18 protein-coding genes are annotated in these 23,911 nt (G+C 72.5%); 6 read left to right on the top strand and 12 right to left on the bottom strand.

Annotated features, from left to right (window positions below):
* Window positions 1–128 precede the first annotated feature (128 nt).
* From AMK22_RS05710 to AMK22_RS05695, 4 genes are all read right to left on the bottom strand, one after another.
* Window positions 129–1,493 (bottom strand): bifunctional RNase H/acid phosphatase, encoded by a 1,365-nt coding sequence (locus AMK22_RS05710; RefSeq protein ID WP_073782138.1) that lies wholly within the window; start codon window positions 1,491–1,493, stop codon window positions 129–131.
* Window positions 1,493–2,236: a zinc ribbon domain-containing protein gene (locus tag AMK22_RS05705; RefSeq protein WP_199883152.1), complete on the bottom strand. Its 744-nt coding sequence runs from the start codon at window positions 2,234–2,236 to the stop codon at window positions 1,493–1,495. Before AMK22_RS05705 ends, AMK22_RS05710 begins: the two co-directional genes overlap by 1 nt.
* Window positions 2,233–3,075 carry a Nif3-like dinuclear metal center hexameric protein gene (locus tag AMK22_RS05700; RefSeq protein WP_073782136.1) on the bottom strand — a complete coding sequence of 281 codons (843 nt, stop codon included), beginning with the start codon at window positions 3,073–3,075 and terminating at the stop codon, window positions 2,233–2,235. Before AMK22_RS05700 ends, AMK22_RS05705 begins: the two co-directional genes overlap by 4 nt.
* A 223-nt stretch (window positions 3,076–3,298) precedes the next feature.
* A complete protein-coding gene (locus AMK22_RS05695; protein WP_073782135.1) occupies window positions 3,299–4,342 on the bottom strand; it encodes an ABC transporter substrate-binding protein in 1,044 nt (347 codons plus the stop codon).
* Between the two features lie 209 nt (window positions 4,343–4,551).
* On the opposite strand from AMK22_RS05695, the gene AMK22_RS05690 reads away from it, so the two are divergent.
* Window positions 4,552–5,847, top strand: coding sequence for a hypothetical protein (locus tag AMK22_RS05690; RefSeq protein WP_073782134.1), 1,296 nt, complete (start codon window positions 4,552–4,554; stop codon window positions 5,845–5,847).
* Between the two features lie 516 nt (window positions 5,848–6,363).
* Here AMK22_RS05690 and AMK22_RS05685 read toward each other — a convergent pair.
* The 3 genes from AMK22_RS05685 to AMK22_RS05675 all read right to left on the bottom strand — a co-directional run bounded on the left by AMK22_RS05685 (window position 6,364) and on the right by AMK22_RS05675 (window position 9,777).
* The gene (locus tag AMK22_RS05685; protein ID WP_073782773.1) at window positions 6,364–7,317 is read right to left on the bottom strand and encodes a 3-oxoacyl-ACP reductase; all 954 of its coding nucleotides are present in this window, start codon (window positions 7,315–7,317) and stop codon (window positions 6,364–6,366) included.
* A gap of 216 nt (window positions 7,318–7,533) precedes the next feature.
* Window positions 7,534–8,610, bottom strand: a complete 1,077-nt coding sequence (locus tag AMK22_RS05680) for a Zn-dependent alcohol dehydrogenase (protein ID WP_073782133.1) — start codon at window positions 8,608–8,610, stop codon at window positions 7,534–7,536.
* Between the two features lie 267 nt (window positions 8,611–8,877).
* Window positions 8,878–9,777 (bottom strand): MaoC/PaaZ C-terminal domain-containing protein, encoded by a 900-nt coding sequence (locus AMK22_RS05675; RefSeq protein ID WP_073782132.1) that lies wholly within the window; start codon window positions 9,775–9,777, stop codon window positions 8,878–8,880.
* Window positions 9,778–10,163: 386 nt separating this feature from the next.
* Here AMK22_RS05675 and AMK22_RS05670 point away from each other — a divergent pair, with 386 nt between their 5' ends.
* The gene (locus tag AMK22_RS05670; RefSeq protein ID WP_199883138.1) at window positions 10,164–10,802 is read left to right on the top strand and encodes a response regulator transcription factor; all 639 of its coding nucleotides are present in this window, start codon (window positions 10,164–10,166) and stop codon (window positions 10,800–10,802) included.
* Window positions 10,803–10,817: 15 nt separating this feature from the next.
* On the opposite strand, the gene AMK22_RS05665 is transcribed toward AMK22_RS05670, so the two are convergent.
* The 3 genes from AMK22_RS05665 to AMK22_RS05655 all read right to left on the bottom strand — a co-directional run bounded on the left by AMK22_RS05665 (window position 10,818) and on the right by AMK22_RS05655 (window position 15,823).
* The gene (locus AMK22_RS05665; protein WP_073782131.1) at window positions 10,818–12,248 is read right to left on the bottom strand and encodes an MFS transporter; all 1,431 of its coding nucleotides are present in this window, start codon (window positions 12,246–12,248) and stop codon (window positions 10,818–10,820) included.
* 86 nt (window positions 12,249–12,334) lie between these two features.
* Window positions 12,335–13,558 carry a lipid-transfer protein gene (locus AMK22_RS05660; RefSeq protein ID WP_073782130.1) on the bottom strand — a complete coding sequence of 408 codons (1,224 nt, stop codon included), beginning with the start codon at window positions 13,556–13,558 and terminating at the stop codon, window positions 12,335–12,337.
* A gap of 78 nt (window positions 13,559–13,636) precedes the next feature.
* The gene (locus AMK22_RS05655) at window positions 13,637–15,823 is read right to left on the bottom strand and encodes an acyl-CoA dehydrogenase (RefSeq protein WP_073782129.1); all 2,187 of its coding nucleotides are present in this window, start codon (window positions 15,821–15,823) and stop codon (window positions 13,637–13,639) included.
* Window positions 15,824–16,177: 354 nt separating this feature from the next.
* Here AMK22_RS05655 and AMK22_RS05650 point away from each other — a divergent pair, with 354 nt between their 5' ends.
* Complete coding sequence (locus tag AMK22_RS05650; protein WP_073782128.1) at window positions 16,178–18,019, top strand: MFS transporter; 1,842 nt, start codon at window positions 16,178–16,180, stop codon at window positions 18,017–18,019.
* Window positions 18,020–18,250: 231 nt separating this feature from the next.
* Here the strand turns inward: AMK22_RS05650 and pepE are convergent, their stop codons facing one another.
* Together pepE and AMK22_RS05640 are read right to left on the bottom strand one after the other, a co-directional pair.
* Complete coding sequence (gene pepE / locus AMK22_RS05645; protein WP_073782127.1) at window positions 18,251–18,979, bottom strand: dipeptidase PepE; 729 nt, start codon at window positions 18,977–18,979, stop codon at window positions 18,251–18,253.
* Window positions 18,980–19,065: 86 nt separating this feature from the next.
* Window positions 19,066–19,899 carry an IclR family transcriptional regulator gene (locus AMK22_RS05640; RefSeq protein WP_073782126.1) on the bottom strand — a complete coding sequence of 278 codons (834 nt, stop codon included), beginning with the start codon at window positions 19,897–19,899 and terminating at the stop codon, window positions 19,066–19,068.
* Between the two features lie 219 nt (window positions 19,900–20,118).
* On the opposite strand from AMK22_RS05640, the gene AMK22_RS05635 reads away from it, so the two are divergent.
* From AMK22_RS05635 to AMK22_RS05625, 3 genes are read left to right on the top strand one after another with little or no spacing between them, the layout of a single operon-like run.
* Complete coding sequence (locus AMK22_RS05635) at window positions 20,119–21,072, top strand: DUF1177 domain-containing protein (protein WP_073782125.1); 954 nt, start codon at window positions 20,119–20,121, stop codon at window positions 21,070–21,072.
* Window positions 21,072–22,502, top strand: a complete 1,431-nt coding sequence (locus AMK22_RS05630) for a cytosine permease (protein WP_073782124.1) — start codon at window positions 21,072–21,074, stop codon at window positions 22,500–22,502. The genes AMK22_RS05635 and AMK22_RS05630 overlap by 1 nt, the downstream gene beginning before the upstream one ends.
* Complete coding sequence (locus tag AMK22_RS05625) at window positions 22,499–23,854, top strand: M20/M25/M40 family metallo-hydrolase (RefSeq protein ID WP_424860931.1); 1,356 nt, start codon at window positions 22,499–22,501, stop codon at window positions 23,852–23,854. Before AMK22_RS05630 ends, AMK22_RS05625 begins: the two co-directional genes overlap by 4 nt.
* Window positions 23,855–23,911: the final 57 nt, after the last annotated feature.

Below are 23,911 nucleotides of genomic sequence, written 5' to 3'. Positions count from 1 at the left end.
GCCCTGACCCGGGACCCGGACGGCCACGGGCGGCCCGGGACGGGCACAGGACCACGGGGCCCCGGACCGGGGCGGGCATCCGCCGTCCGGGGCGATGCGGGACAGGACCGATGTGCCGCGGGCGCGGCCTACCTCAGGTGCGAGGTGTCGTTCAGCAGCCGGAGCGAGGCGTTCCCGTCCGCGTAGTACGCCACCGCGGACACCGACGCCGCCGAGAGTTCCATGCGGAACAGGGCTTCCGGCGGGGCACCGAGGGCCAGCCGGACGAGGATCTTGATCGGCGTCACATGGGTGACGAGGAGGACCGTGCGGCCCGCATGGCGGGCGACGAGACGGTCCCGGGCGGCCGCCACCCGACGGGTGACCTCGGCGAAGCTCTCGCCTCCCCCGGTGGGAGCGGCCTCCTCGGACGCGAGCCAGGCGTCCAGGTCGGAGCCGTGGCGTTCACGCACCTCGGCGAACGTCAGCCCCTCCCAGGCGCCGAAGTCCGTCTCGCGCAGCCCCTCATCGATGCGGACCTCCAGGCCGAGCCGGGCCGCCACCGCATCGGCCGTCTCGCGGCAGCGCCGCAGCGGGGAGCTGACGACCTCCTGGATGGTGCCCCGGGCGGCCAACGACCGGGCGATGGCCTCGGCCTGACGGCGACCCGCCGCGGAGAGCTCGGGGTCGGTGCCGCCGCTGCCCGAGAACCGCTTCTCGGGGGTGAGGGCCGTCTCGCCGTGCCGGAGCAGGACGAAGGTGGCGGGCGCGCCGAGGTCGGGGGCAGCGCCCCAGCCCACCTGGGGCGCGGCCGCCGGGACGGCCGCCCGCTCCGGGGCCGTACCCGCCGTGGGAGCCGCACCGGTGACCGAGGCCGCTTCCGTGTCCGTCGGCGGGGCCGCCGTCGCCGCACCCGCCGCCGCACCCGCCGACGGCCGGGAGGCGAGGGCCGCGCGTGCCCTCGCCGCGCCCGCCGTCGCGTCACCGGGCGGGCCGGAGACCGGCGGCAGGGCGGCGGCGACCGACGGCCGGGCGATGTCGAGGGCGGCCGTCGACGCCGATGGATCCCACTGTTCACCACGTCGGCCCGCGTCCATCGCCTCGTTGGCGAGCCGGTCGGCGTGCTTGTTCCGCTCGCGGGGGATCCACTCGTACGTGACGGCCGAGGGCGGCAGGACGCGCCCCGCCTCGGCCGCGAGCGGCTTCATGTCCGGGTGCTTGATCTTCCAGCGGCCCGACATCTGTTCCACGACCAGCTTGGAGTCCATCCGGACCCGCACCCGGAGCGCGTCGTCCGCCGACGCGTCCGGTACCAGCGCCCTCGCCGCCTTCAGGCCCGCGATCAGGCCCTTGTACTCGGCGACGTTGTTCGTCGCGATGCCGATGTACTCCGCCGCCTCGGCAAGGGTCTCCCCCGTCGCCGGGTCGACGACGACGGCCCCGTAACCGGCGGGCCCGGGGTTGCCCCGGGATCCTCCGTCGGCCTCGACGACGAGTTGGCGCGGCGGGGTCATTACAGGCCCGACTCCGCCGTGCGGACCAGGATGCGACGGCAGTTCTCGCAGCGCAGCACGGTGTCCGGGGAGGCCGCCTTCACCTCGTTGATCTCCGTGATGTTCAGTTCGAGGCGGCAGCCCTCGCAGCGGCGCTGGTAGAGGCGGGCGGCGCCGATCCCGCCCTGCTGCTCGCGGAGCTTGTCGTACAGCTTCAGCAGGTCGGCGGGGACCGAGGCGGCGACGACCTCGCGCTCCTTGGTGACCGACGCCGCCTCCCCGTCGAGTTCCTCGGTCGCGGCGTCACGGCGGGCGGTGGCGTCGTCCGCCTTGGCCTGGACGGCGGAAACCCGGCCGGACAGCTCGGTGACGCGCTCCTGGACGGCCTCGCGGCGCTCCATCACTTCCAGGACGACGTCCTCCAGGTCGCCCTGGCGCTTGGCCAGCGAGGTGATCTCGCGCTGGAGGTTCTCCAGGTCCTTGGGCGAGGTGATCGCGCCCGAGTCGAGGCGCTGCTGGTCGCGGGCGGCCCGCTGGCGCACCTGGTCGACGTCCTGCTCCGCCTTGGTCTGCTCGCGGGCGGTGTCGCTCTCCTCGGTCTGCGAGGCGATCAGCAGGTCGCGCAGCTGCGCGAGGTCGCTGGTGAGCGACTCGATCTCGGCGTGCTCGGGCAGCGACTTGCGCCGGTGGGCGAGCTGCGACAGGCGGACGTCGAGGGCCTGGACGTCGAGGAGTCGGATCTGGTCGGCGGGCGCGGCGTTCAGTTGGGGGCTCCAGAAGAGTGGTGGGTGGTGGTGGTCCAGGGGTCGGTGACCTGCTTCGAGACGTGGACCCGCAGGTCCCATCCGTGGCGGTCGGAAATCGCGTCGAGCTGCGCCGCGGCCTGTTCGCACCAGGGCCACTCGGTGGCCCAGTGCGCGGCGTCGACCAGGCCGAGCGGGGAGTGCTGGATGGCCTCGGACGCCGGGTGGTGGCGCAGGTCGGCGGTGAGGAACGCGTCGACGCCCGCGGCGCGCACCGCGTCGAAGAGGCTGTCGCCGGACCCCCCGCTGACCGCCACGGTGCGCACCATGGCCGCCGGGTCCCCGGCGAGCCGGATGCCCTGGGCGGTGGCGGGCAGCCGGGCGGCGGCGCGGGCCGCGAAGTCGGCCAGGCTCTCGGGGTGGTCGAGCACACAGATCCGGCCGAGGCCACGACGGCCCGCGGGGTCGGTGGGATCCGGTACGAGGGGCCGTTCGACGCGCAGGTCGAGGGCACCGGCGAGGGCGTCCGAGACACCCGGGTCGGCGGTGTCGGCGTTGGTGTGGGCGACGTGCAGCGCGATGTCGTGCTTGATCAGGGTGTGCACGACACGGCCCTTGAAGGTGGAGGCGGCGACCGTCGTCGTACCCCGCAGGTAGAGCGGGTGGTGGGTGACGATCAGCTGGGCACCGAGCCGGAGCGCCTCGTCGACGATCTCCTGGACGGGATCGACCGCGAAGAGGACCCGGTCCACGTGCGACCCGGGGTCGCCGCAGACGGTGCCGACCGCGTCCCAGCTCTCGGCCCGCTCGGGCGGCCAGAGCGCGTCGATCTCGGCGAGGACTTCAGACAGACGGGGCACAAGGAAAAGGCTACCTGCCCGCCGCGCGCCGTCGACCAGGGCCGCCGGTCGTCGCCGTCGGCCCCGCGGTCGGTCGCGGCCGCCGGCCTTCCGTCGGCCGTGGCCGCCGGTCCGCCGCAGCCGGCCGACGGCGCCGCGGAACGGGCCCGCCGGCCGCGAAGCCGGTCGCGCCGCGGGCGGGGCAGCCGCGCCGTGAGGCCGCCCCGCGCCCCGGCCGTGTCAACTACTTCACGAGGTCGGCGCGGAGGTCGTCGAGGACCAGGTCGGCGGCCGTGACGCCGAGGCCGAGGTACCAGGTCTCGTCGGGAACGTCCTTGGCCCGGCCCTCCTTGACCGCCTTGAGGTTCTTCCACAGCGGGTTGGACTGGGTGGTGTCGCGCTTGGTGGCCTTCACGTCCCCGTAGACGCCGGTGAAGATCCAGTCGGCGTCGGCCTCGTCGATCTTCTCCGAGCTGATCTCCGCGGCGAGGTCGTCGATCTGCTGGTTCTTGGGCCGGGGCAGGCCGACGTCCTCGAGGACGGTGCCGATGAAGGACGCCTTGGCGTAGAGGCGGATCCGGTCCGGCATGTAGCGGACCATGGAGATGGTCGGCTTGTCCGCGCCGATGTCGTCGCCGAGCTTCTTCGCCTTCGCCTCGTAGGCGTCGAGTTCGGTCTTCGCCTTGGCGGTCCTGTCCAGCGCCGCGGCGTTGAGGAGGTAGTTCTCCTTCCAGGTGAAGCCCGGGCGGATGGAGAACACGGTCGGCGCGATCTTGGAGAGCGCGTCGTACTTGTCGGCGGCGCGCAGCTGACTGCCGAGGATCAGATCGGGCTTGAGGTTGGCGATCGCCTCGAGGTTGAGGTTGTTGATGGTGCCGATGTTCTTCGGGTCGCCCGCGTCCTTCTTCAGGTACGAGGGGATGGCCGCGTCGCCCTCTGAGGGGGCGTAGCCGACCGGCTTCACGCCCAGCGAGACGACGTTGTCGAACTCGCCGACGTCCAGCACGACGACGCGCTTGGGGGCCGCCTTGATCTCGGTCCTGCCCATGGCGTGGGTGACCGTCCGGGGGAACTCGCCCGCCTCGGCGTCGGTTCCGTACCCGGCCGTCTTCTTCGCGGCGTCGGCGAAGTCCTTGCCGCCCGTCGCGACGGCCGCCTTCTTGTCGCCGCCGTTGTCCGACTTGGCGGAGTCCTCGGAGCCCCCGTCGCCGCTCCCGCAGGCAGAGAGGGAGAGGGCGGCGGCCACCGCAAGGCCGACTGCGGCGGTGCCGCGGCGACGAAGGGACATGTCTTGCTCCAGTTGTCGATCAAGCCGTAGGTCAAACAGGTATCGCTTAGGGATGCCTAACCTTAGCCAGTCCCCCAGGATCAACCACAGCCACCCCCTATCCGTCAGGGAATTACGGACATCACCACCCTTATGCGTGAAGTGCGGAGGCTCGCATTGTTCGGCTGGCAGTGCGATAACTACCGTCTGTCGCTGGAGGTGATCAGACCGTGACTGTCTGTGCCATCGAGGGTGGGCCCGCTGGGGCCACTGGGACGACCGGAGACCCCGGGGACGGTGTACCGCAGGACGACGACCCGCCGCACACACCGGCGGCGCGGCCCGCGTTCACGATCGCGGCGGACGGCTCGTACGCGGCCCGGCTCGCCGCGCGCGAGGTCCCCGGAGATCCGTGCCACGGGACCGGGGAGCCGCCCGGCGCCGCCGCGCGGGCGTGGTTCGTGGAGCGCTGGACGCTCGACGGGCACGAGCCGTACGCGGTGCCGCTCCCCCTCGACCAGCCGGAGGAACCCGACTCGGACGTACTGCCGTTGACCGACGGGCGGGTGCTGATCCGGCGCCGGGTCGCGGACCGGCACGCGTTCTCGCTGCTCTACCCGACCGGACCCGGCACCGGTGAACTGTCGCTCGGCACCGTCGGATGCGAGGAGCTGACGCTGTTGCCGCCGTGCCCGGACGGCATCAGCGCGTACGCCCTGTCGCCCGGCGAGCGGTCCACCACCGTCTGGCTGGTCACGGGCGGCGTCCTCGGCCCCGAGCCGGTCGCACAGGTGCCGGGACGCTGCACCGGAGGGGTCTGGCTGGACCGGGCCGGGCGAATGCTCGCCCTGGACCGGGAGTTGCCGGGCGGCGGACCGGTCAAGGCGGTGGCCGTGGACCTGGGGCGGGGCGGCGCGCTGACGCCGCTGCTCCAGATCGGACCGGACAGCGACGACCGGCTGCTGCTCGCCGACCCGGACAGCGGGCTGCTGCTGATCCGCTCGAACGCGCCGGGCCACGACCGGATCGGCTGGGGGGTGTTGGGGAGTCGTCTGCCGGTGCGCTTCCCGGAGTGCCTGTGTCCGGCGGACGTGGCGGTGACGCCGTTCGCCGTGCAGCCGGGGCAGATGCTGACGCCGGAGGACTGCGCGGTGGCGCTGCGCGTGGACGGGGCGGCGGGCAGTTGGCTCGGGCTGTGGCGCCCGGCGGACCGTCGGCTGTTCCAGGTGGCCGCTCCCGAGGGCTGGCACGCCGGGCGCGGGGTGTGGACCCGGGACGGCGTGCTGAGGCTGCCGTACACCGACGCGAACGTGGCGTGCGGGGTGGTGTCGCTGGACGCGTCGGTGGAGCTTCCTGCGGATGCGGCGGCGGACGCGCGGGCGGGTATCGGTCCCTGGGCGGGGACGGGTGCCGCGGCGGGTACGGAAAGCGGTATGCAACCGTCCGCCGCCGCTGTGCCTCTTCCTGTGTGCAGGCCGGTTCCACTGGGGCAGGCACCACTCGTGGGACGCGTGGTACCTGGTTAAGATTTCGGGCCTGGGCCGCGCAGCCGTGTCGGCGGTCGCCGGAGGCGGCCTTGTCGTGCCGCGGTGGCGTGTTCGGCCCTGGTGACACTCACACGCAAGCACATAAGCACGTAAGCGATCACGACGGGGTGACTTCCCACATGTCTGAAGCCCGAACCGACACGACCCAGACGCGCCCGCAGGGGGCGGACGCGGAACGGGCCGAAGCCGGCGGCTCCGGAAAGCACCGAGGGGGTGTGTCGACGGACGACACGGCAGTACAGCCGCACGGCCGCCACCGCCGCCCCTCCGAGGGGGACAGCCGGGCGGCCTGACCGCGCGCAACAACGACAGCGACGAGGGACGGGTGGGCCCCGGAAGCCGTTCTCGGCTTTCGGGGCCCACCCGTCTCCGGCTTCCGGGGGCCATCCGCCTCCGGGCTTCCGGTGCGCGGGGGTGGTCGTTCCCGGTGCGCGGTGCGTGGCCCCCTACCGGCACGCGGCCGGCCTTTCCCGTACCGGTGCGTGCGCGCCCCGCTCAGCCCCGTTTCAGGCCGAGCACCTCCGCCGCCGCGAAGGTCTCGTTCGGCGGGCGGTCGGCATAGTACGGCGAGAGCAGTTCGTCCAGCTCGTCGAAGGTGAACGCCTCCTTCGACGAGTCGAACTTCGCGGCCACCCTGGGGCGTTCGGCGATCGCGACCATTCCGCCGTGCACGACGAGCAGTTGCCCGTTGACCCGGGCCGCGGCCGGGGAGGCCAGGTAGCCGACCAGGGGCGAGACGTGCTCGGGGGCGAGCGGATCGAGCCTGCCGTCCTCCGGTTCCTGGAAGCCCGCGAAGACGTCCTCGGTCATCCGGGTGCGGGCGCGCGGGCAGATGGCGTTGGCGGTGACGCCGTACTTGGCCAGGGCGAGGGCTGTGGAGGTGGTCAGGCCGACGATGCCGCCCTTGGCCGCCGCATAGTTCGGCTGCCCCGCCGAACCGGCCAGGAACGCCTCCGAGGACGTGTTGACGACCCGTCCGTACACCGGGCCGCCGGACTCCTTGGAGCGGGCACGCCAGTGCACCGCCGCGAAGTGCGTGGTGTTGAAGTGGCCCTTGAGGTGGACCCTGATGACGGAGTCCCATTCGTCCTCGGTCATCGAGAAGATCATCCGGTCACGCAGGATGCCCGCGTTGTTGACCAGGATGTCGAGCTTTCCGTAGGTGTCGACGGCCAGTTCCACCAGGGAGCGGGCCTGCTCGTGGTCGGAGACGTCGCCGAGGTGCGCGACCGCCCGGCCGCCCGCCGCGCGGATCTCCTCGACGACCTCCTGCGCCGGGTCCGCCGACGCCTCGCCGGAGCCGTCGCGTCCGGCCTGCCCGTAGTCGTTGACGACGACGGACGCGCCGAGCCGGGCGAGTTCCAGCGCCTCGGCGCGTCCGAGGCCGCGGCCCGCGCCCGTGACGATCGCGCTCAGGCCGTCCAGAGGAAGTGACAGGGGATGTGACATCGGGTTCTCGGAACCTCTCAGGAGGGAGCGGGGGTACGGGAACGGGGCCACAGCCGGGTCCCGGGCCGGGGCCTGGAACCGATCCAGGTCCCGGTTCCGTGGCCGTGGCCCGGTCCCGGACCTCGGTCCGGGCCGGATCCGGACCGAGGTCCTGGGCCGGGCCCGGAACCGGGGCGGCCCGGGCCGGGGCGGACGGCGGAAGCGGCGGCGAGGGGTTCAGAGCTCGACGCAGGTGCGCAGCGACGTCCCGGTCCGCATCTGGTCGAGGGCGTCGTTGATGCCGTCCAGCCGCACCCGGTGGGTGATCATCGATTCGAGGTCGATCCGGCCTGCCCGCCACAGTTCGACGGCGCGTCCGTAGGAGCGGAGCACGTCGCCCCCGCCGTACATGGAGGGCAGGATGCGCTTCTCGTCGAAGAACAGCTCGAACATGTTGACCTGGAAGTGGTCGTCCAGCGCGCCCGCGCCGACGATGCAGAGGGTGCCACCGCGCCGGGTGTTCTCGTACGCGGTGCGCGCGGTGGCCGACTTGCCGACGACCTCGAAGACGTAGTCGAAGCCCTCGCCCGCGGTGATCCGCTGCCTGGCGTCGGCGAACTCGTCGGGGGACACGGCCTCGGTCGCGCCGAACCGCAGCGCCGCCTCGCGCCGGGACGCGACCGGGTCCACCGCGACGATCTGGGCGGCGCCCTGCACCCTGGCTCCCTGGACCGCCGAGATCCCGACGCCGCCGCAGCCGATCACCGCGACCGACGAACCGGCCTCCACCTGTGCGGTGTTGATCGCCGCGCCGAGCCCCGTGGTCACCCCGCAGCCGATCAGCGCGGCGATCTCGAACGGGACGTCGTCGGGGATGGGCACCGCGCAGCCCGCGCCGACGACGACCTCCTCGGTGAAGGTGCCGGTGCCCGCGAATCCGAACACGTCCCCGCCGGGGCGCTTGAAGTTGGGGGTGCCCGCGTTCATGAAGCCGGCCAGGCAGAGATGGGTCTGACCACGCCTGCAGGACGGGCACGCCCCGCACGCGGGCAGCCAGCAGACCAGCACCCGGTCACCCGCCTTCAGCCCGGTGACCCCGTCGCCGACGTCGACGACCTCGCCCGCGCCCTCGTGGCCGGGGATGAAGGGGGCCGGCTGGGGCAGCACGCCGTTCATCGCGGAGAGGTCGGAGTGGCACAGCCCGGTGGCGCGGATCCGGATCCGGACCTTCCCCGGGCCGAAGCCCACCGCCTCGACGTCGTCGAGGACCTCCAGTTTGTCCTGGCCTATCTCATGCAGTACGGCTGCGCGCATGGTGCGGCTCCCCTCATGGGCCCGGGTCGGGTACGCGTCCCGCCGGCCCGTACCGCGGGCCGGCGGACCTCTCGGAATCGGATCAGGAGTGACGAACAGGAACGGCGGAGGTGCCAGAGGTACTGGGAGTGCCAGAGGTGCTGGGAGTGCCCGGAAGCGCCGGTGGTGCCGGAGGCGCCGAGGGCGACGGGAACGGCAGGAGTGGCACGGGTGTCGGGTGACGGGAACGACAGGAGCGGCGGGCTCCCGGGAAGGTCCGCGGAAGTCTCAGGAGCCCCCGGAGCCCCCGGAACGCTCGACGTATTCGACGAAGGTGTCGCCGAGCACCGGGGCATCGTCCCGTTCGACGGCGCTCACCTCGGCCCGGACGTGGTCCTCGCCGGTCCACATCCGGATGCGGAGGGTCTCGCCGGGGAAGACGATCCCGGCGAACCGGGTGCGGTAGGAGCGGATACGGGTCACGTCGCCGCCGAGCACCGTGTCGGTGACGGCCTTGAGCGTCATGCCGTAGGTGCACAGTCCGTGCAGGATCGGCCGGTCGAAGCCGGCCCGCCGGGCGAACTCGGGGTCGGCGTGCAGCGGGTTCCAGTCACCGGAGAGGCGGTAGAGCAGGGCCTGGTCCGGGCGGATCGGCCGCTCCACGACGTGGTCGGGGTCGCCGGTGGGCGGGTCCGACCGTCCGGACGGGCCGCGCTCACCGCCGAAGCCGCCCTCGCCCCGCACGAAGATCTGCGCGTCGTTCGTCCACAGCGGCCCCTCGTCGTCGGCGGCCTCGGTACGCAGCACCAGGACGGCCGCCTTGCCCTTGTCGTACACCGCGGCGACCTTCGAGGTCTGCACGGCTGCGCCCTTCACGGGGATCGGCCGGTGCACCCGGACGCTCTGCCCACCGTGCAGGACGGCGGCGAGATCGATGTCGACGCCGGGCGAGGAGAGCCCGCCGACGACGCCCATGCCCGCGCCCGCCACCGTGGCGAAGGAGGGCAGCACCCGGAGCCGGGACTCCAGGGTGTAGCGCAGTTCGCCGGGGTCGGTGGCGGCGTCGGCCCCGGCGGGGCCGGTGCCCGCGCCGATGCCCAGGTGGTAGAGCTGGACGTCCTTGTGGTCCCAGCTGATCCGGGTGGAACGGGGTTCGGCGGCAACAGCCTTTTCGGCATCAATCGGCATGGGAAAGCTGCTCCTTGACGGTGGGAGACCTCGGCGCGGCCGTCCGCACCGTCGACCGCACCGAGGCCGTGCGGGACCGGCCGTCACACTCGTTCTAGAACGTGTTCCAGCCGATGACCCCCATGTATAACGCAGCCCCCAGTCGTTGTGAAGGCCATTGCTGACGATGCGTCAGATCCATGTCGTCGGCCGCCACCGGGACCCATGACACATGCCATGGCGAAGTCCGTACGCACGCCCCTGCCGGTCCCCGGGGCCCCTCCGTAGCCCGCCCATCGGTCGGCCGACCTGGGCTGGGCGACCACCGGGGGACACGCGCCCGACGCGGGCACGATCGTTCGCCGCCGTATGCCCCGGTGCGCCCCTCCGTCTGGGACGCTTGCCGTATGACCGACATGCCCGGTGGGCGGCCCGCGAAGTGTGTACGAGTCCTGCTCGCCGAGGACCGGGGCATGATGCGCGGCGCGCTCGCCCTGCTGCTCGGGCTGGAGCCGGACATCGAGGTGGTGGCGCAGGTGGCCGCCGGGGACGAGATCGTGGACGCGGCGCTGCTGTCCCGCCCCGATGTGGCGCTGCTGGACATCGAACTGCCGGGCCGCAGCGGTCTGGACGTCGCCGCCGACCTGCGGGAGGAGGTGCCGGACTGCCGGGTGCTGATCCTCACCACGTTCGGTCGGCCCGGCTGTCTGCGCCGGGCGATGGAGGCCGGGGCGGTGGGGTTCCTGGTCAAGGACGGCCCGGTCGAGGAGATCGCCGGAGCGATCCGCCGAGTGCTGGCCGGCGAGACGGTCGTCGACCCGGCGCTGGCCGCCGCCGCGCTCGGTGCCGGGCCCAGCCCGCTGACCGCGCGGGAGCGGGACGTGCTGAACGCGTCCGTGGACGGGGCGACGGTGGCGGACATCGCGGCGACGGTGCACCTGTCCGAGTCGACGGTACGGAACCATCTGTCCTCGGCCATCGGCAAGACCGGAACGCGCAATCGGATGGAGGCGGTCCGGGAGGCCCGGCAGCAGGGGTGGCTCTGACGGGGGACGACCGGGTCACCGCGTGGCGGGCCGGTGGCGCGGCAGCCAGAGGGCCATCAGCAGCAGCCCGCCCAGCAGGACGGCGGCGGCCGTGCGGAACGCGAGCGCGTAACCGGCGGTGAGTTCCTCGGGCCCGGTGCCGCCCGCGGTGCGGGCGGCGGCGACGGTGGAGAGCACGGCGAGACCGAGCGCGCCGCCCATCGTGCGGGAGGTGCCGACGAGGCCGGAGACGAGACCGGACTCGCCGGGTGCCACGCCCGAGATGGCGAGTGAGGCGAGCGGGGTGAGTGCCAGGCCCGCGCCGGCCATCATCAGGATGCCCGGCAGACAGACCGCGGTGAGGTACGAGCCGTCGGCGTTCATCGTGGACTGCCAGGCGAAGCCCGCGGTGGCGGCGGCCGTACCGATGAGCGCCAGGTTCTTCGCGCCGACCCGGGCCATGATCGGTGGTGCGCATTTCGAGCCGAGGACCACGGCCAACGACGTGGGCAGCAGGGCGAGTCCGGCCTTCATCGGGGTGTAGCCCAGCACCGTCTGGGCGTACACCGTCATGAAGTACCACATCGCGAACGTGCTGGAACCGATGACGAACGTTGCCGCGTTCGCCGAGGTCACCGACCTCACCCGCAACACCCTGAGCGGCATCAGCGGCTCGGCCGACCAAGCCTCCACCACGACGAACACGACGAGCACGGCCACCCCGCCGAGCAGCGGCACCAGGGTCCGCGCCGCCGTCCAGCCCGCTTCCTCGGTCTGCACGATGCCGTAGGCGACGGCCGCGAGGCCCACCGTGACCAGGACCGCGCCCAGGTAGTCGATCCGCCGCCGCTCGCCCGAGCGGCCCTCGGCGAGCAGGAGCGCGGAGCCGACCAGGACGAGCGCCCCGATGGGCACATTGACCAGCAGGACCCACCGCCAGGAGAGCAGGTCGGTCAGCACCCCGCCGATCAGCCCGCCGGCCGCGCCGCCGCCCGCGCCGACGGCCATCCAGGTGCCAATGGCCTTCGTCCTGGCCGGGCCCTCGGGGAACACGGCGGTGAGCAGGGTCAGGGTGGCGGGAGCGAGCACGGCGGCGCCGAGCCCCTGCACGGCGCGCGCGGCCAGCAGCTGCCAGCCCTCCTGGGCGAGGCCACCGGCCAGGGAGGCGGCGGTGAACAGGCCGAGGCCGGTGAGGAACATCCGCTTGCGGCCGTAGATGTCGGCGGCGCGTCCGCCGAGCAGCATGAACCCGGCGAACGCGATGGAGTAGGCGTTGAGCACCCACTGCAGTCCCCCGGGGCTCATTCCGAGGTCGGTGCGCATGGACGGCAGGGCGACGTTGACGACGGACACGTCCAGCACGACGAGGAACTGACCGACGCAGGCGGCGAGTACCGCCGCCCAGGTACGGGTGTCCGGTCCGGTTCGCGGGGGCGTGGATGTGGTGACGTCAACCATGGCGGCCATCCTCGCAGCAGTCCCGCACCTCGTACATCGTCGTACGGACCGGCCGGGTCCGGACCGGCCACGCACGCACCGGCCTTCTGCCTCCGCTACCTCCGCAACAGCGTCACCACCGCCGCCCCGCCGAGCCCGATGTTGTGGGCGAGGCCGGTGCGGGCGCCCTCCACCTGTCGCTCCCCCGCCTCGCCTCTGAGCTGCCAGGTGAGTTCGGCGGCCTGGGCGAGTCCGGTGGCACCGAGCGGGTGCCCCTTGGAGATCAGCCCGCCGGACGGGTTGACCACCCAACGGCCGCCGTACGTGGTGGCCCCGGACTCCACGAGCTTCCCGGACTCGCCCTCGCCGCACAGCCCCAGCGCCTCGTACGTGAGGAGCTCGTTGATGGAGAAGCAGTCGTGCAGCTCGATCACGTCGAGGTCGGCGGCCGACAGCCCGGACGCCTCGTACACCTGCTGTGCGGCGGCCCGGGACATCGGCTGTCCCACCGCGTCGACGCACGTGCCGGAGGCGAAGGACTCCTCGGTGTCGGTGGTCATGGCCTGGGCGACGATCTCGACCGCCCGGTCGCCGAGACCGTGGCTCTCGACGAAGCGTTCCGAGACGACGACGGCGGCGGCCGACCCGTCGGAGGTGGGTGAGCACTGGAGCTTGGTGAGCGGGCGGTGGATGGTCTTCGCGGCGAGGATCTCCTCGACCGTGTACGGGTCCTGGAACTGGGCGTACGGGTTGTTCACCGAGTGCCGGTGGTTCTTGGCGCCGACCGCGGCGAGCTGCGCCTCGGTCGTCCCGTACCGGTCCATGTGCTCGCGGGCCGCGTTGCCGAAGATCTGGGCGGTGGGCGGGCTCATCTCGAAGCCGTGTGCGGCGGCCATCACCCCGTAGTGGCGGGCGACCGGCGACGTCCTGAAGTCCGCGGCGCCCCCGTCCGCCCCGCCCCCGCCGAGCGCACCCCGGGACATCTTCTCGAAGCCCAGTGCGAGAACGCAGTCGGCGGCGCCGCCCTCGACGAACTGCCGGGCCATCATGAGCGCGGTGGAGCCGGTGGCGCAGTTGTTGTTGACGTTGTAGACGGGCACCCCGGTCAGCCCCAGCTCGTACACGGCCCGCTGCCCGGCGGTGGACGGCTGGAAGCAGTAGCCGACGGGCACCTGTTGCACCTGCGCGTAGTCGATCCCGGCGTCGACGAGGGCCGCCGTCCCGGCCTCCTTCGCCATGTCCCAGTACTGCCAGTCGCGGGTCTCGGGCTTCTCGAACCTCGTCATCCCGACCCCGACGACGTACGCCTTGGACGCCCTGCGTGTTTCGTGCGGCTTCATGGACGAACCCCTTCCGTTCCTTCGGTCGCGTTCCGTTCCTTCGGTCGTGTTCGGTTCCTTCGGTCGCGTTCGGTTCCTTCAGTCGCGCGGGAGACCGAGGATGCGTTCGGCGACGACGTTGAGCTGGACCTGGGTGGTGCCGCCCGCGATGGTCAGGCAGCGGGACATCAGGAAGCCGTGCACGGCCCGCTCGGCCGCTCCCTCGGCGGTCGCCCCGGCCGGGCCGAGGAGTTCGAGGGCCAGTTCGGCGACCTTCTGCTGGTGGGTGGTCTGGACGAGCTTGCGCACGGAGGCGCCCGCGCCGGGTTCGAGGCCGGACACCTGGCGCAGGGTGGTGCGCAGGGAGACGCAGGCGAGCGCGTGGGCCTCGGCGGCGAGGGCGCCGATCCGGGCCCGGTGGCTGCCGTCGAGTTCGCCGGAGCGGGCGATCAGCGCCTCCAGCCCGGTGTCGAAGGTCAACTGATCGGCCATGTGGACGCGTTCGTTGCCGAGGGTGTTGCGGGCGACCCGCCAGCCGTCGTCCGGCGCGCCGACGACGGCGTCGGCGGGCAGCAGGACGTCGTCGAAGTACACCTCGTTGAAGAGGGAGTCGCCGGTGATCTCCTTCAGCGGGCGGATGTCGATGCCCTCGGTGTTCTTCATGTCGACGAGGAAGTAGCCGATCCCCCGGTGCTTGGGGGCGTCCGGGTCGGTCCGTGCCAGCAGGATCCCGTGGTCGGCCGAGCGGGCGGCGCTCGTCCACACCTTCTGCCCGTTGATCCGCCAGCCCTCGTCGGTCCGTTCCGCCTTCGTGCGGAGCGAGGCGAGGTCGGAACCCGCGCCGGGCTCGGAGAACAGCTGGCACCACTGGAGTTCGCCGCGCAGGGTGGGCAGCAGATAGCGCTCCTGCTGCTCGGGCGTGCCATGGGCGATGAGTGAGGGAATGACCCAGGTGGCGATGCCGAGATCGCTGAGCCGTACGCCCTGCTCCCTCAACTCCTTCTGCACGGCGAGCTGTTGCACAGGGCTCGCGCCCAGCCCGTACGGGGCGGGGAGGTGCGGGGCGGCGTAGCCGGTGGGGGCGAGGGCGCGGCGGGCGGCCTTCGGGTCGAGGCCGCGGACGGCGGTGACGGCCTCGCGGGCCTCGGCGCGGTGGCCGGCGGCCTCGGCGGGGAGTTCGAGGACGAGTTCGCGGCGCGCCCCGCCCTCGGCGAGCCGCAGCGCCCGCAGCCGGTGGGCGTCCCCGGGGCCCAGCAGTTGCCGGGCGACCACGGCCCGGCGCAGATACAGGTGGGCGTCGTGTTCCCAGGTGAAGCCGATGCCGCCGAGGATCTGGATGCAGTCCTTGGCGCAGCCGTGGGCGGCGTCGAGGGCTTCGGAGGCCGCGAGGGCGGCGGCCAGGGAGCGCACGTCCGGGGCCGTGCCCGGTTCCTCGGCGGCGCGGGCCGCGTCCCACACCAGGGCGCGGGCCCGCTCGACCCGGACGAGCATGTCGGCGCAGAGGTGCTTGACGGCCTGGAACCGCCCGATGGGGCGGCCGAACTGTTCGCGGACCTTGGCGTATTCGGTGGCGGTGCCCAGCGCCCGGGACGCGATGCCGCACGCCTCGGCGCTCAGGAGGACGGCGGCGAGGTCGCGGACCTGCGCGGTGTCGGTCCGTACGAGGCGCTCCGCCGGGACGAGTACGCCGTCCGCGCGGACCTCGGCCGTGGGGCGGGTGGGGTCGACGCCGCGGTGCGGGCGGACGGTCAGCCCGTCGGCTGTGGCGTCGACGGCGAACCAGAGGGTTCCGTCGGCCGATTCGGCGGGGAGCAGGAGGAGATCGGCGTCGGCGCCCGACAGGACGGGCGGGGCCGCGCCGTCGAGCAGGTGGCCGTCCCCCTGCTCCACGGCGGTGAGGGTGCCGGCCCCGAGGGCGACGGCGCCGACGCGCCGACCGGACGCGAGATCGCGCAGCACCGGATCGTCGGCGTCCGCCGCGTGCAGCACGGCGGCGGCGAGTGCGGTCGTCACGTGCGGGCCGGGAAGCACGCCCCGGCCCGTCTCCTCCAGGACGACGGCCAGATCGAGGAGCCGGCCGCCCCCGCCGCCGTGCTTCTCGGGCAGATGGACGGAGAGCAGGCCCTGTTCCGCGAGCGCGCCCCAGTACCCGGGACGCGCTCCGGGGGCGGCCGGGGCCTCCGCGTCGAGGGGCTCGCGCACCTCCTCCGGTGGTACGGCGCGGGCCAGCCACCCCCGTACGGCTTGCGCCAACTCCCTCTGTTCTTCGGTGATTCCGATGCCCATGCGGATCCTCGCCGGTCGCAGCCACTGGAACGGGCGGCCAGAGTAGAACACGTTCCATTCTGACGGAAGGTCAGAATGCGGTGCGGTCCGGACGGCCGCGGGGTGGCGTAGGGCGGCCGACTCCTCGTCACCCGCGCCGCGCGACGGCGATCCGACGGCCGGACCACGCCCCACCGGCGCTTGCTTCGGGCCGAGTGCGCTGCCGTGCCCCGTTCGCGCCGCGCTCACCGGAATACCGGGCATCCATGGCAAGTTGCACCGTGCACGTACGTGGCGGCCGGCGCATTCCGCCGCCGCGCCCGGACGCCTGCCCTCGATCACCGCCCCCGACCATGCCGCCCGGAGGCCGCACGCATGCCGAAGACGTCCCACGGACAGCACCCCCGTACCGACACCGAGGAACTCCCCGATCCGCGGAGGCGCGGCGCGAACGGCGGCGTCGTCCCCGTGCTCGCCTTCGCGGGCATCACCGTCGCCGTGATGCAGACCCTGCTCGTTCCCGTCATCAAGGACCTGCCCGCCTTCCTGCGCACCACCCCGTCCAACGCCACCTGGGTGATGACCGCGACTCTGCTCGCGGGGGCCGTGGCCACCCCGATCATGGGGCGGCTCGGCGATCTGTACGGCAAGCGCAAGATGCTGCTCGCCAGCCTCGCCGTGATGGTGACCGGCTCCCTGATATGCGGCTTCACCGACGCTCTCGTGGTGATGATCGTGGGGCGCGCGCTCCAGGGCTTCGCGATGGGAGTCATACCGCTGGGCATCGGCATCATGCGCGACGAACTGCCCCGTGAGCGGCTCGGGTCGGCGCTGGCACTGATGAGTTCCTCGATCGGGGTGGGCGGCGGACTCGCGCTGCCCGCCGCCGCGCTGATCGCCCAGCACTTCGACTGGCACACCCTGTTCTTCGCCGCGGCCGGTCTCGGGGTGCTGGCGATGGCGCTCACCGTCCTCGCCGTACCGGAGACGACGCTGCGCGCCCCCGGGCGGTTCGACCTGGTCGGCGCGCTCGGGCTCTCGCTCGGCCTGGTCTGTCTGCTGCTGCCGGTCACCAAGGGCAGCGACTGGGGCTGGACCTCGGGCACCACGCTCGGTCTGATCGGCGCCGCGCTGCTGGTCCTCGGGCTGTGGGGCCTCTTCGAACTGCGCATCGCGGCACCGCTCGTCGATCTGCGGACCACCGCCCGGCGCGAGGTGCTGCTGACCAACCTCGCCTCGATCATGGTGGGGGTCGCCTTCTACGCGGTGTCGCTGGTCCTGCCGCAGCTGCTCCAGCTGCCGACGGCCACGGGCTACGGCCTCGGGCAGTCGCTCGTGGTCGCCGGGCTGTGCATGGCACCGCTCGGCCTGACGATGATGTTCGTGACCCCGCTGTACGCCCGACTGTCCGCCCGCCGCGGCCCCAAGGCGTCGCTGATGCTCGGGATGCTGGTCATCGGGGTCGGTTACGGGGCCGGGCTCGGGCTGATGGACGCCGCCTGGCAGACGGTGGTGATCACGGTGGTGATCGGGGCCGGCATCGGACTCGCGTACTCCTCACTGCCCGCACTGATCAACGGGGCCGTCGACCCGTCCGAGACGGGCGCGGCCAACGGCCTGAACAGCCTGATGCGATCGATCGGTACGTCGGCGTCGAGCGCCGTGATCGGGATGGTCCTCGCGAACACCTCGGTACGCACGGGCGGGGTGGCGGTGCCGTCGATGGAAGGGTTCCGGACCTCGTTCCTGATCGCGGCGGGGGCGGTGGCGGCCGGGCTGGTGCTGGCCGCGTTCCTGCCGTCGCAGCGTGACGCCATGCGGCCGGTGCCGCCGACCACGACAGGTCCCGGCAGCGCGGACGACGCGGCGTCGGCCCCGGTCGCGGCGCCCACCGCGTCCCGTACCGTCGCGGGCTCGGCCGGATTCCGGGGCCGGGTGCTGGACGAGGACGGGGCCCCCGTGGCCCGCGCCAATGTCACCCTGATCGACCACCACGGGCATCAGGCCGGTCTCGCCGTGGCGGACGAGGACGGCCGCTACGCGCTGCCCGCCCCGTCCGGCGGCACCTACGTCCTGGCCGGCTCGGCCACCGGGTACGCGCCGCGCGCCCGCTCCGTCACCCGCCCGGGCAACGGGCTTCCGGTCGACGCCGACCTGGTGCTGGAGGCCAGGACCCCGCACGGGAGCCGCGCGGAGCTCGCGGGCCCCGGCGCCTGACCGGCCCGCACCGGCCACCGGGCCGGACACGTCTTCCGCCCGCCCCGGCGCAGCACAATCCCTCGACCCAGCACGTTCCCCGCCCTTCCCGCGCCCCGGCAGCGGGCGGGGCGGCGTCACAAAACCGCCGCCACGCCGGGGGCAACCGCCATACCGGGGGCAGCCGACGCGCCGGGGCCGTCGGCACACCGGAATCGTCGGCACACCGGCGCCGTCGGCAGGCGCGGGTCGTCAGCGCACCGGCGCGTCGAACCGCGGTGTCGTCGCGAGCAGATGGGAGACGTCCGTCCCGGCGGGCAGCTCCTGCGGCTCCGCGCCGCGGACGAACAGCCGGGCGGGACGGGCGCCCTGCACCCGGGCCTGACGTCCGTCGACCCGCAGCCACGAGCCCTCGCGCAGGCCGAGCACCGGTACGTCGTTCTCCTCCAGGAACTCGGTGAGCCGCTCCTCGCGCGTCTCGCCCTTGTGGGTGCTCTCCGGGTCCGGGTCGAGGTAGTGCGGGTTGATCTGGAACGGGATCAGCCCGAGCGTCTCGAAGGACGGCGGCTCCACGATGGGCATGTCGTTGGTGGTGCGCAGGGTAGGCGCCGCCATGTTCGTGCCGGCGCTGGCGCCCATGTACGGCAGCCCGTCGCGCACCGCCTCGGTCACGGCGTCCCGCAAACCGGTCCGGTACAGGGCGCTCAGCAGCCGGAAGGAGTTGCCGCCGCCGATGAACACGGCGTCGGACGCGGCGAGTTCGGCGACCGGGTCGGCGTTCTCGTGCACGCCGCGAACGGTGATGCCGGACGGCGCGAGGGCATCGCGGACGCGCGCGGTGTACGCGGTGTAGTCGGCGAGCGCGTACGGCACGAAGGCCAGCCGGGCGCCGGAGGGCAGGAACGCGGTGACGGTGTCGAGGGCGTGTTCCAGGTAACCGCGGCCGTACTGGGTGGAGTTGGAGAGCAGGAGCAGATTCACAAGGGGTCCTCTCGGTTCTCTTCGGTGTCGTCCGGGCCCCATACGGGTCACGGGCTCCCGGCCGCGCACGGGTCTTTTCCGGATCATCAGGCGGTACGCGGGCGCCGGGCGCGCGGCCCCGGGCGCTGCGGGGGCTGGGTGAGGCGCTTCTCCAGCAGCTGGGCAGCGTGGCGCAGGGGTTCGAGCCGGTCCTCGGGCGCCCCTCGGAAGAGTTCCTCGGCGCCGCCGAGGCTGAGGCTCCCGTACGGTTCGCGCCCCAGGAAGACGGGCACGGCGACGGTCGCGATACCGGTGTCGTACTCGCCGACCGTCCAGGCGTACCCCTGGGAGCGGACCCTGATGAACTCCTCCTCCAGCCGGTCCGGGTCGGTGACCGTCCGGTCGGTGAAGCGGGCCATGGGGCGGCCCCGGAACAGCCGGTGGCGCTGCTCGTCGGGCAGGTACGCGTAGTACGACTTGCTCGTCGCGCCGGCGTGCGCCGGGTAGAGCTCACCGACCAGCGGGTAGTAGCGCAGCGGTCCGGCCTCCCCCTCCTCGGCGGCGACGCACCGCATGTGGAAGCTGTCGGGCAGGCAGAACAGCACGGTGTCGCCGGTGACCCGGCGCAGCTCCTCCAGGACGGGCCCGGCCAGCAGCTCCAGTGATCCGGAACGCTCCCAGAGCCGGCCCAGCCGCAGCACGGCGGGGCCGATGCGGTAGCGGCGGGTGACGGGGTCGGAGACGAGGAAGCCGCGCCCGGCGAGGGTGGCGAGCAGCCGCTGGGCGACAGAGGTGTCCCAGCCGAACTCCACGGCGACCTCCGTGACGCCCCAGTCGGGCCGGGTCCGTTCGAAGGCGAGCAGCACGAGGAGCGCCCGGTCGACGGTCTGCAGTGCCCCGGTGGGGGTGCGCCGGTCGAGATCGAAGTCCGCCATGGTCATCTCACCATTCAGACGTGAATTGCAAATAACGGGAAAGTGTTGCGTTCAACGCTATCCGATCCCGAATGTTGCCTCAGCACCCCGCCCCGTCTTCCTGCCCCCGCCGGGCGCGGGCCCGGGTGCCCGGACCGCACCTGCCGGTGTCCGGACGAGTGGGACCCGAATGCCCGGATGCGTGAAGCCCGGGTGTCCGGACGAGTGAGATGAGAAAGGCCCCCCATGTTGAAGTACGTGCTGGACATCGTCGATCTGCTGGACGATCCCCAGGTCGATGGCAAGGCGGTAGCCGGGTACCTCGACTCCGTCAGCGGGGCCGAGGGCGCGTCCGCACAGGTCACCACGGTGACCGGCGAGCGCGGCTCGACGGACTTCGTACTGGTCCGCATCCCGGGTGCGCGAGGGCGCGCGTCCGGCGGCGACGCCCGCACGCTGGGCGTGGTGGGCCGGCTCGGCGGCATCGGCGCCCGGCCCGAGGTGACCGGCATGGTCTCCGACGCCGACGGGGCGGTCGCCGCGCTGGCCACCGCCGCCAAGCTGCTGGACATGCGCCGCCGCGGCGACGTGCTGCCCGGCGACGTGGTCGTCGCCACCCACATCTGCCCGAGCGCGCCGACCGAGCCGCACGACCCGGTGCCGTTCATGGGCTCGCCCGTGGACATCGCGACCATGAACCGCCACGAGGTGACCGACGAGATGGAGGCCGTGCTCTCCATCGACACCACCAAGGGCAACCGCATCATCAACCACAAGGGCCTCGCCCTGTCACCCACCGTCAAGGAGGGCTGGGTGCTGCGGGTCAGCGAGGCGCTGGGCGAACTGCTGGCCGTGGTGACCGGTGAGCCGTTGGTCACGTATCCCGTGACCACGCAGGACATCACACCGTACGGTAACGGTGCACACCACATCAATTCGATCCTCCAGCCCGCCACCGCGACGGCCGCCCCGGTCGTCGGCCTGGCCATCACCTCGGCCGCCGCGGTGCCGGGCTGCGCCACGGGTGCGAGCCACGAGGCGGACATCGCCTCCGCCGCCCGCTACGCCGTGGAGGTCGCCAAGTCCTACGGCGGCGGCCACCTGGACTTCCACGACGCGGTGGAGTTCGACAACCTCGTCAGCCGCTACGGGTCCCTGGCTCACCTCCAGACCCTCGGCCGTACCTCCCAGGAGCCCTGATGGCAGCCACCCCGAAGGCCGGTGCCGCGACCCGCGCGGCGAGACACGACGACACGCACGGGACGGACGGCGCCCCCGAGGCGAAGAGCATCGGCAGCGACGACTACTCGCTCTCCCGCGTCCCGCGCGACAAGCGGTTCGGTTTCTGGTCGATGCTGCTCCAGTGGCTGGCCCAGTCCGGTTCGATCTCGCAGTTCACCCTCGGCGCCACCATCGGCGTCGGCATGACGTTCGGGGACGCCTTCCTCGCCTTCACGCTCGGGGCGGTGATCCTGGAGATCGTGATCTTCGCGATCGGGATGGCCGGCATGCGCGAGGGCCTGGCGACCCCCATGCTGACCCGCTGGGTGGGCTTCGGCCGCAACGGTTCCGCGCTGGTCAGCTTCGTCATCGCGGTCAGCCTGGTCGGCTGGTTCGGCGTCCAGAACACGATCTTCGGCAACAGCGTCTCGGCGCTGATCGGCGGACCCTCCTGGATGTGGTGCGCGCTGGCCGGTGCCGCGATCACCGCCCTGGTGATCTTCGGCTTCCGTTACATGGCCGTCTTCGCCAAGATCGTGACCCCGCTCTTCTTCGCGATGGTCGCCTGGTCGATCGTCTCGACGCTGAAGGACCACTCCATCGGCGATCTGATCGACTCCCCGGCCCCGGGCCAGACGATCCCGCTGGCCGTCGCCGCCACCGCCATCGCGGGCGGCTACATGACGGGCGCGATCGTGGCCCCGGAGATGACCCGCTACAACCGCAAGGGCTCGCACGTCTTCCTGCAGAGCGCCGCGTCGATGATCCTCTCCGAGTACATCGTCGGCATGACCGGTGTGCTCCTCGGCCACCTGGTCAAGAGCAGCGAGGTGTCGCACATCGTGCTCTCCACCTCCGGCGCCTTCGGCGTGATCGTCGTCCTGATGTCGACCGCGAAGATCAACGACTGGAACCTGTACGGCTCGTCGCTCGGCGTCGTCAACTTCTTCCAGGTCGTCTTCGGCAAGCGGCTGCACCGCGGTGTCATCACGATCGTCCTGGGCGTCGCGGGCACCGTCCTGTCCGCCGTCGGGATCATGACCCACTTCACCGATTTCCTGTCCGTGCTCGGCGTCGCGATCCCGCCGATCGGCGGCATCATCGTGGCCGAGTACTGGGTCGTGAAGCGGATGCGCAAGCCGCTGGACGACACACGGGAGTCCGAGACCCTGCCGAAGACCTCGCCGACCTGGGTGCCGATGTCCCTCGTCATCTGGATCGCGGCGTTCTGCGTCGGCAAGTTCTACGACGGAGGCATACCGGCCCTGAACTCGCTGGCCACCGCCTTCGTCCTGTACAGCGTCCTCGGCCTGCTGGGCTGGGTGAAGCCGTACGGCACCTCCACCCTGGACGACGCGGACGCCGACGCCCCGGCCGCCCGTGACACGACCCCGGTGGGAGCAGCATGACCACCAGCGACCGTGGGAGCGACATGACCACCCCCGACACCAGCACTCCGCTCGTCCCGGCATCCGAACTGTCCCAGGACGAGGTCATCACCCTCTGCGCCGAGCTGATCAGGTTCGACACCTCGAACCCCACCAGCGACGAGCGCGCCTGCGCCGACTGGGTGGCGGGCCGCCTCGCCGAGGCGGGCATCGAATCCGAACTGGTCGAATCGGCCCCGGGCCGCGCCAACGTGATCGCCCGGATCGCGGGCGCCGACCCGGAGCGCGGCGCACTGCTGGTCCACGGCCACCTGGACGTGGTACCCGCCGACGCCTCCGAGTGGCAGGTCCCGCCCTTCTCCGGCGAGATCCGCGACGGATACCTCTGGGGGCGCGGCGCGATCGACATGAAGGACACGGTGGCCGTCATGATCGCCACCGCCCGTCACTTCGCCCGCACCGGCACCCGGCCCTCCCGCGACCTGGTCCTCGCCTTCCTCGCCGACGAGGAGGCGGGCGGCAAGTTCGGCGCCCACTGGCTGGTCGAGCACCGTCCGGACCTGTTCGCCGGGGTCACCGAGGCGATCGGCGAGGGTGGCGGCTTCTCCTTCGCGATCGACGGCACCCGCCGCCTCTACCCGATCGAGAACGCCCAGCGCGGCATGGCCTGGATGGAGCTCACCGCCACCGGCCGGGCCGGCCACGGCTCCTCCCCCAACGACGAGAACGCGGTCACCGACCTCGCGGAGTCGCTGGCCCGCATCGGCCGCGAGACCTTCCCGATCCGCCTGATCGAACCGGTCCGCGCCCTCCTCGAAGAGGCCGCCCGCCTCTACGGGGTCGAGTTCGACGAGGACGACATCGAGGGCAGCCTCGAACGGCTGGGCCCGGTCTCCGACTTCATGCAGGTGGTGCTCCGCAACTCCGCGAACCCCACCATGTTCGACGCCGGTTACCAGACCAACGTCATCCCCGGAAAGGCGACGGCCCGGGTGGACGGCCGCTTCCTGCCCGGCCACGAGCAGGAGCTGATCGACACCATCGACCGGCTCCTGCTGCCCTCGGTCACCCGCGAGTGGGTCAACCACGACATCGCGATGGAGACGACGTTCGACGGCCCGTTGGTCGACGCCATGTGCGCGGCGGTACGCGCCGAGGACCCGGACGGCCACCCCGTCCCGTACTGCAACCCGGGCGGCACCGACGCCAAGGCGTTCACCCGCCTCGGCATCCGCTGCTTCGGTTTCAAGGGCCTCAAGCTCCCGCACGACCTGGACTACGGCCGGCTCTTCCACGGCGTGGACGAGCGCGTGCCCCTGGAGGGCCTGCGCTTCGGCGTCCGTGTCATGTCCCGACTCTGGCAGAGCTGCTGACCACCACATCGCAGCCCTGCCGGACGGCCCGACCCGGGCTCACCCCCCGTACACCCC

The organism is Streptomyces sp. CB01580 (genome assembly GCF_001905795.1).
Taxonomy (GTDB): Bacteria; Actinomycetota; Actinomycetes; order Streptomycetales; family Streptomycetaceae; genus Streptomyces.
The sequence above is the reverse complement of the archived record's forward strand: the minus strand, read 5'-3'. Positions and strand labels throughout refer to the sequence as shown.

Excerpts from the sequence above, each read along its gene's own strand:
- AMK22_RS05710 (WP_073782138.1), bottom strand. The coding sequence starts at position 1,493 with ATGACCCCGCCGCGCCAACTCGTCGTCGAGGCCGACGGAGGATCCCGG.
- AMK22_RS05695 (WP_073782135.1), bottom strand. The coding sequence starts at position 4,342 with ATGTCCCTTCGTCGCCGCGGCACCGCCGCAGTCGGCCTTGCGGTGGCC.
- AMK22_RS05685 (WP_073782773.1), bottom strand. The coding sequence starts at position 7,317 with ATGTCACATCCCCTGTCACTTCCTCTGGACGGCCTGAGCGCGATCGTC.
- AMK22_RS05680 (WP_073782133.1), bottom strand. The coding sequence starts at position 8,610 with ATGCGCGCAGCCGTACTGCATGAGATAGGCCAGGACAAACTGGAGGTC.
- AMK22_RS05675 (WP_073782132.1), bottom strand. The coding sequence starts at position 9,777 with ATGCCGATTGATGCCGAAAAGGCTGTTGCCGCCGAACCCCGTTCCACC.
- AMK22_RS05670 (WP_199883138.1), top strand. The coding sequence starts at position 10,164 with ATGACCGACATGCCCGGTGGGCGGCCCGCGAAGTGTGTACGAGTCCTG.
- AMK22_RS05665 (WP_073782131.1), bottom strand. The coding sequence starts at position 12,248 with ATGGCCGCCATGGTTGACGTCACCACATCCACGCCCCCGCGAACCGGA.
- AMK22_RS05660 (WP_073782130.1), bottom strand. The coding sequence starts at position 13,558 with ATGAAGCCGCACGAAACACGCAGGGCGTCCAAGGCGTACGTCGTCGGG.
- AMK22_RS05655 (WP_073782129.1), bottom strand. The coding sequence starts at position 15,823 with ATGGGCATCGGAATCACCGAAGAACAGAGGGAGTTGGCGCAAGCCGTA.
- AMK22_RS05650 (WP_073782128.1), top strand. The coding sequence starts at position 16,178 with ATGCCGAAGACGTCCCACGGACAGCACCCCCGTACCGACACCGAGGAA.
- AMK22_RS05640 (WP_073782126.1), bottom strand. The coding sequence starts at position 19,899 with ATGACCATGGCGGACTTCGATCTCGACCGGCGCACCCCCACCGGGGCA.
- AMK22_RS05635 (WP_073782125.1), top strand. The coding sequence starts at position 20,119 with ATGTTGAAGTACGTGCTGGACATCGTCGATCTGCTGGACGATCCCCAG.
- AMK22_RS05630 (WP_073782124.1), top strand. The coding sequence starts at position 21,072 with ATGGCAGCCACCCCGAAGGCCGGTGCCGCGACCCGCGCGGCGAGACAC.
- AMK22_RS05625 (WP_424860931.1), top strand. The coding sequence starts at position 22,499 with ATGACCACCAGCGACCGTGGGAGCGACATGACCACCCCCGACACCAGC.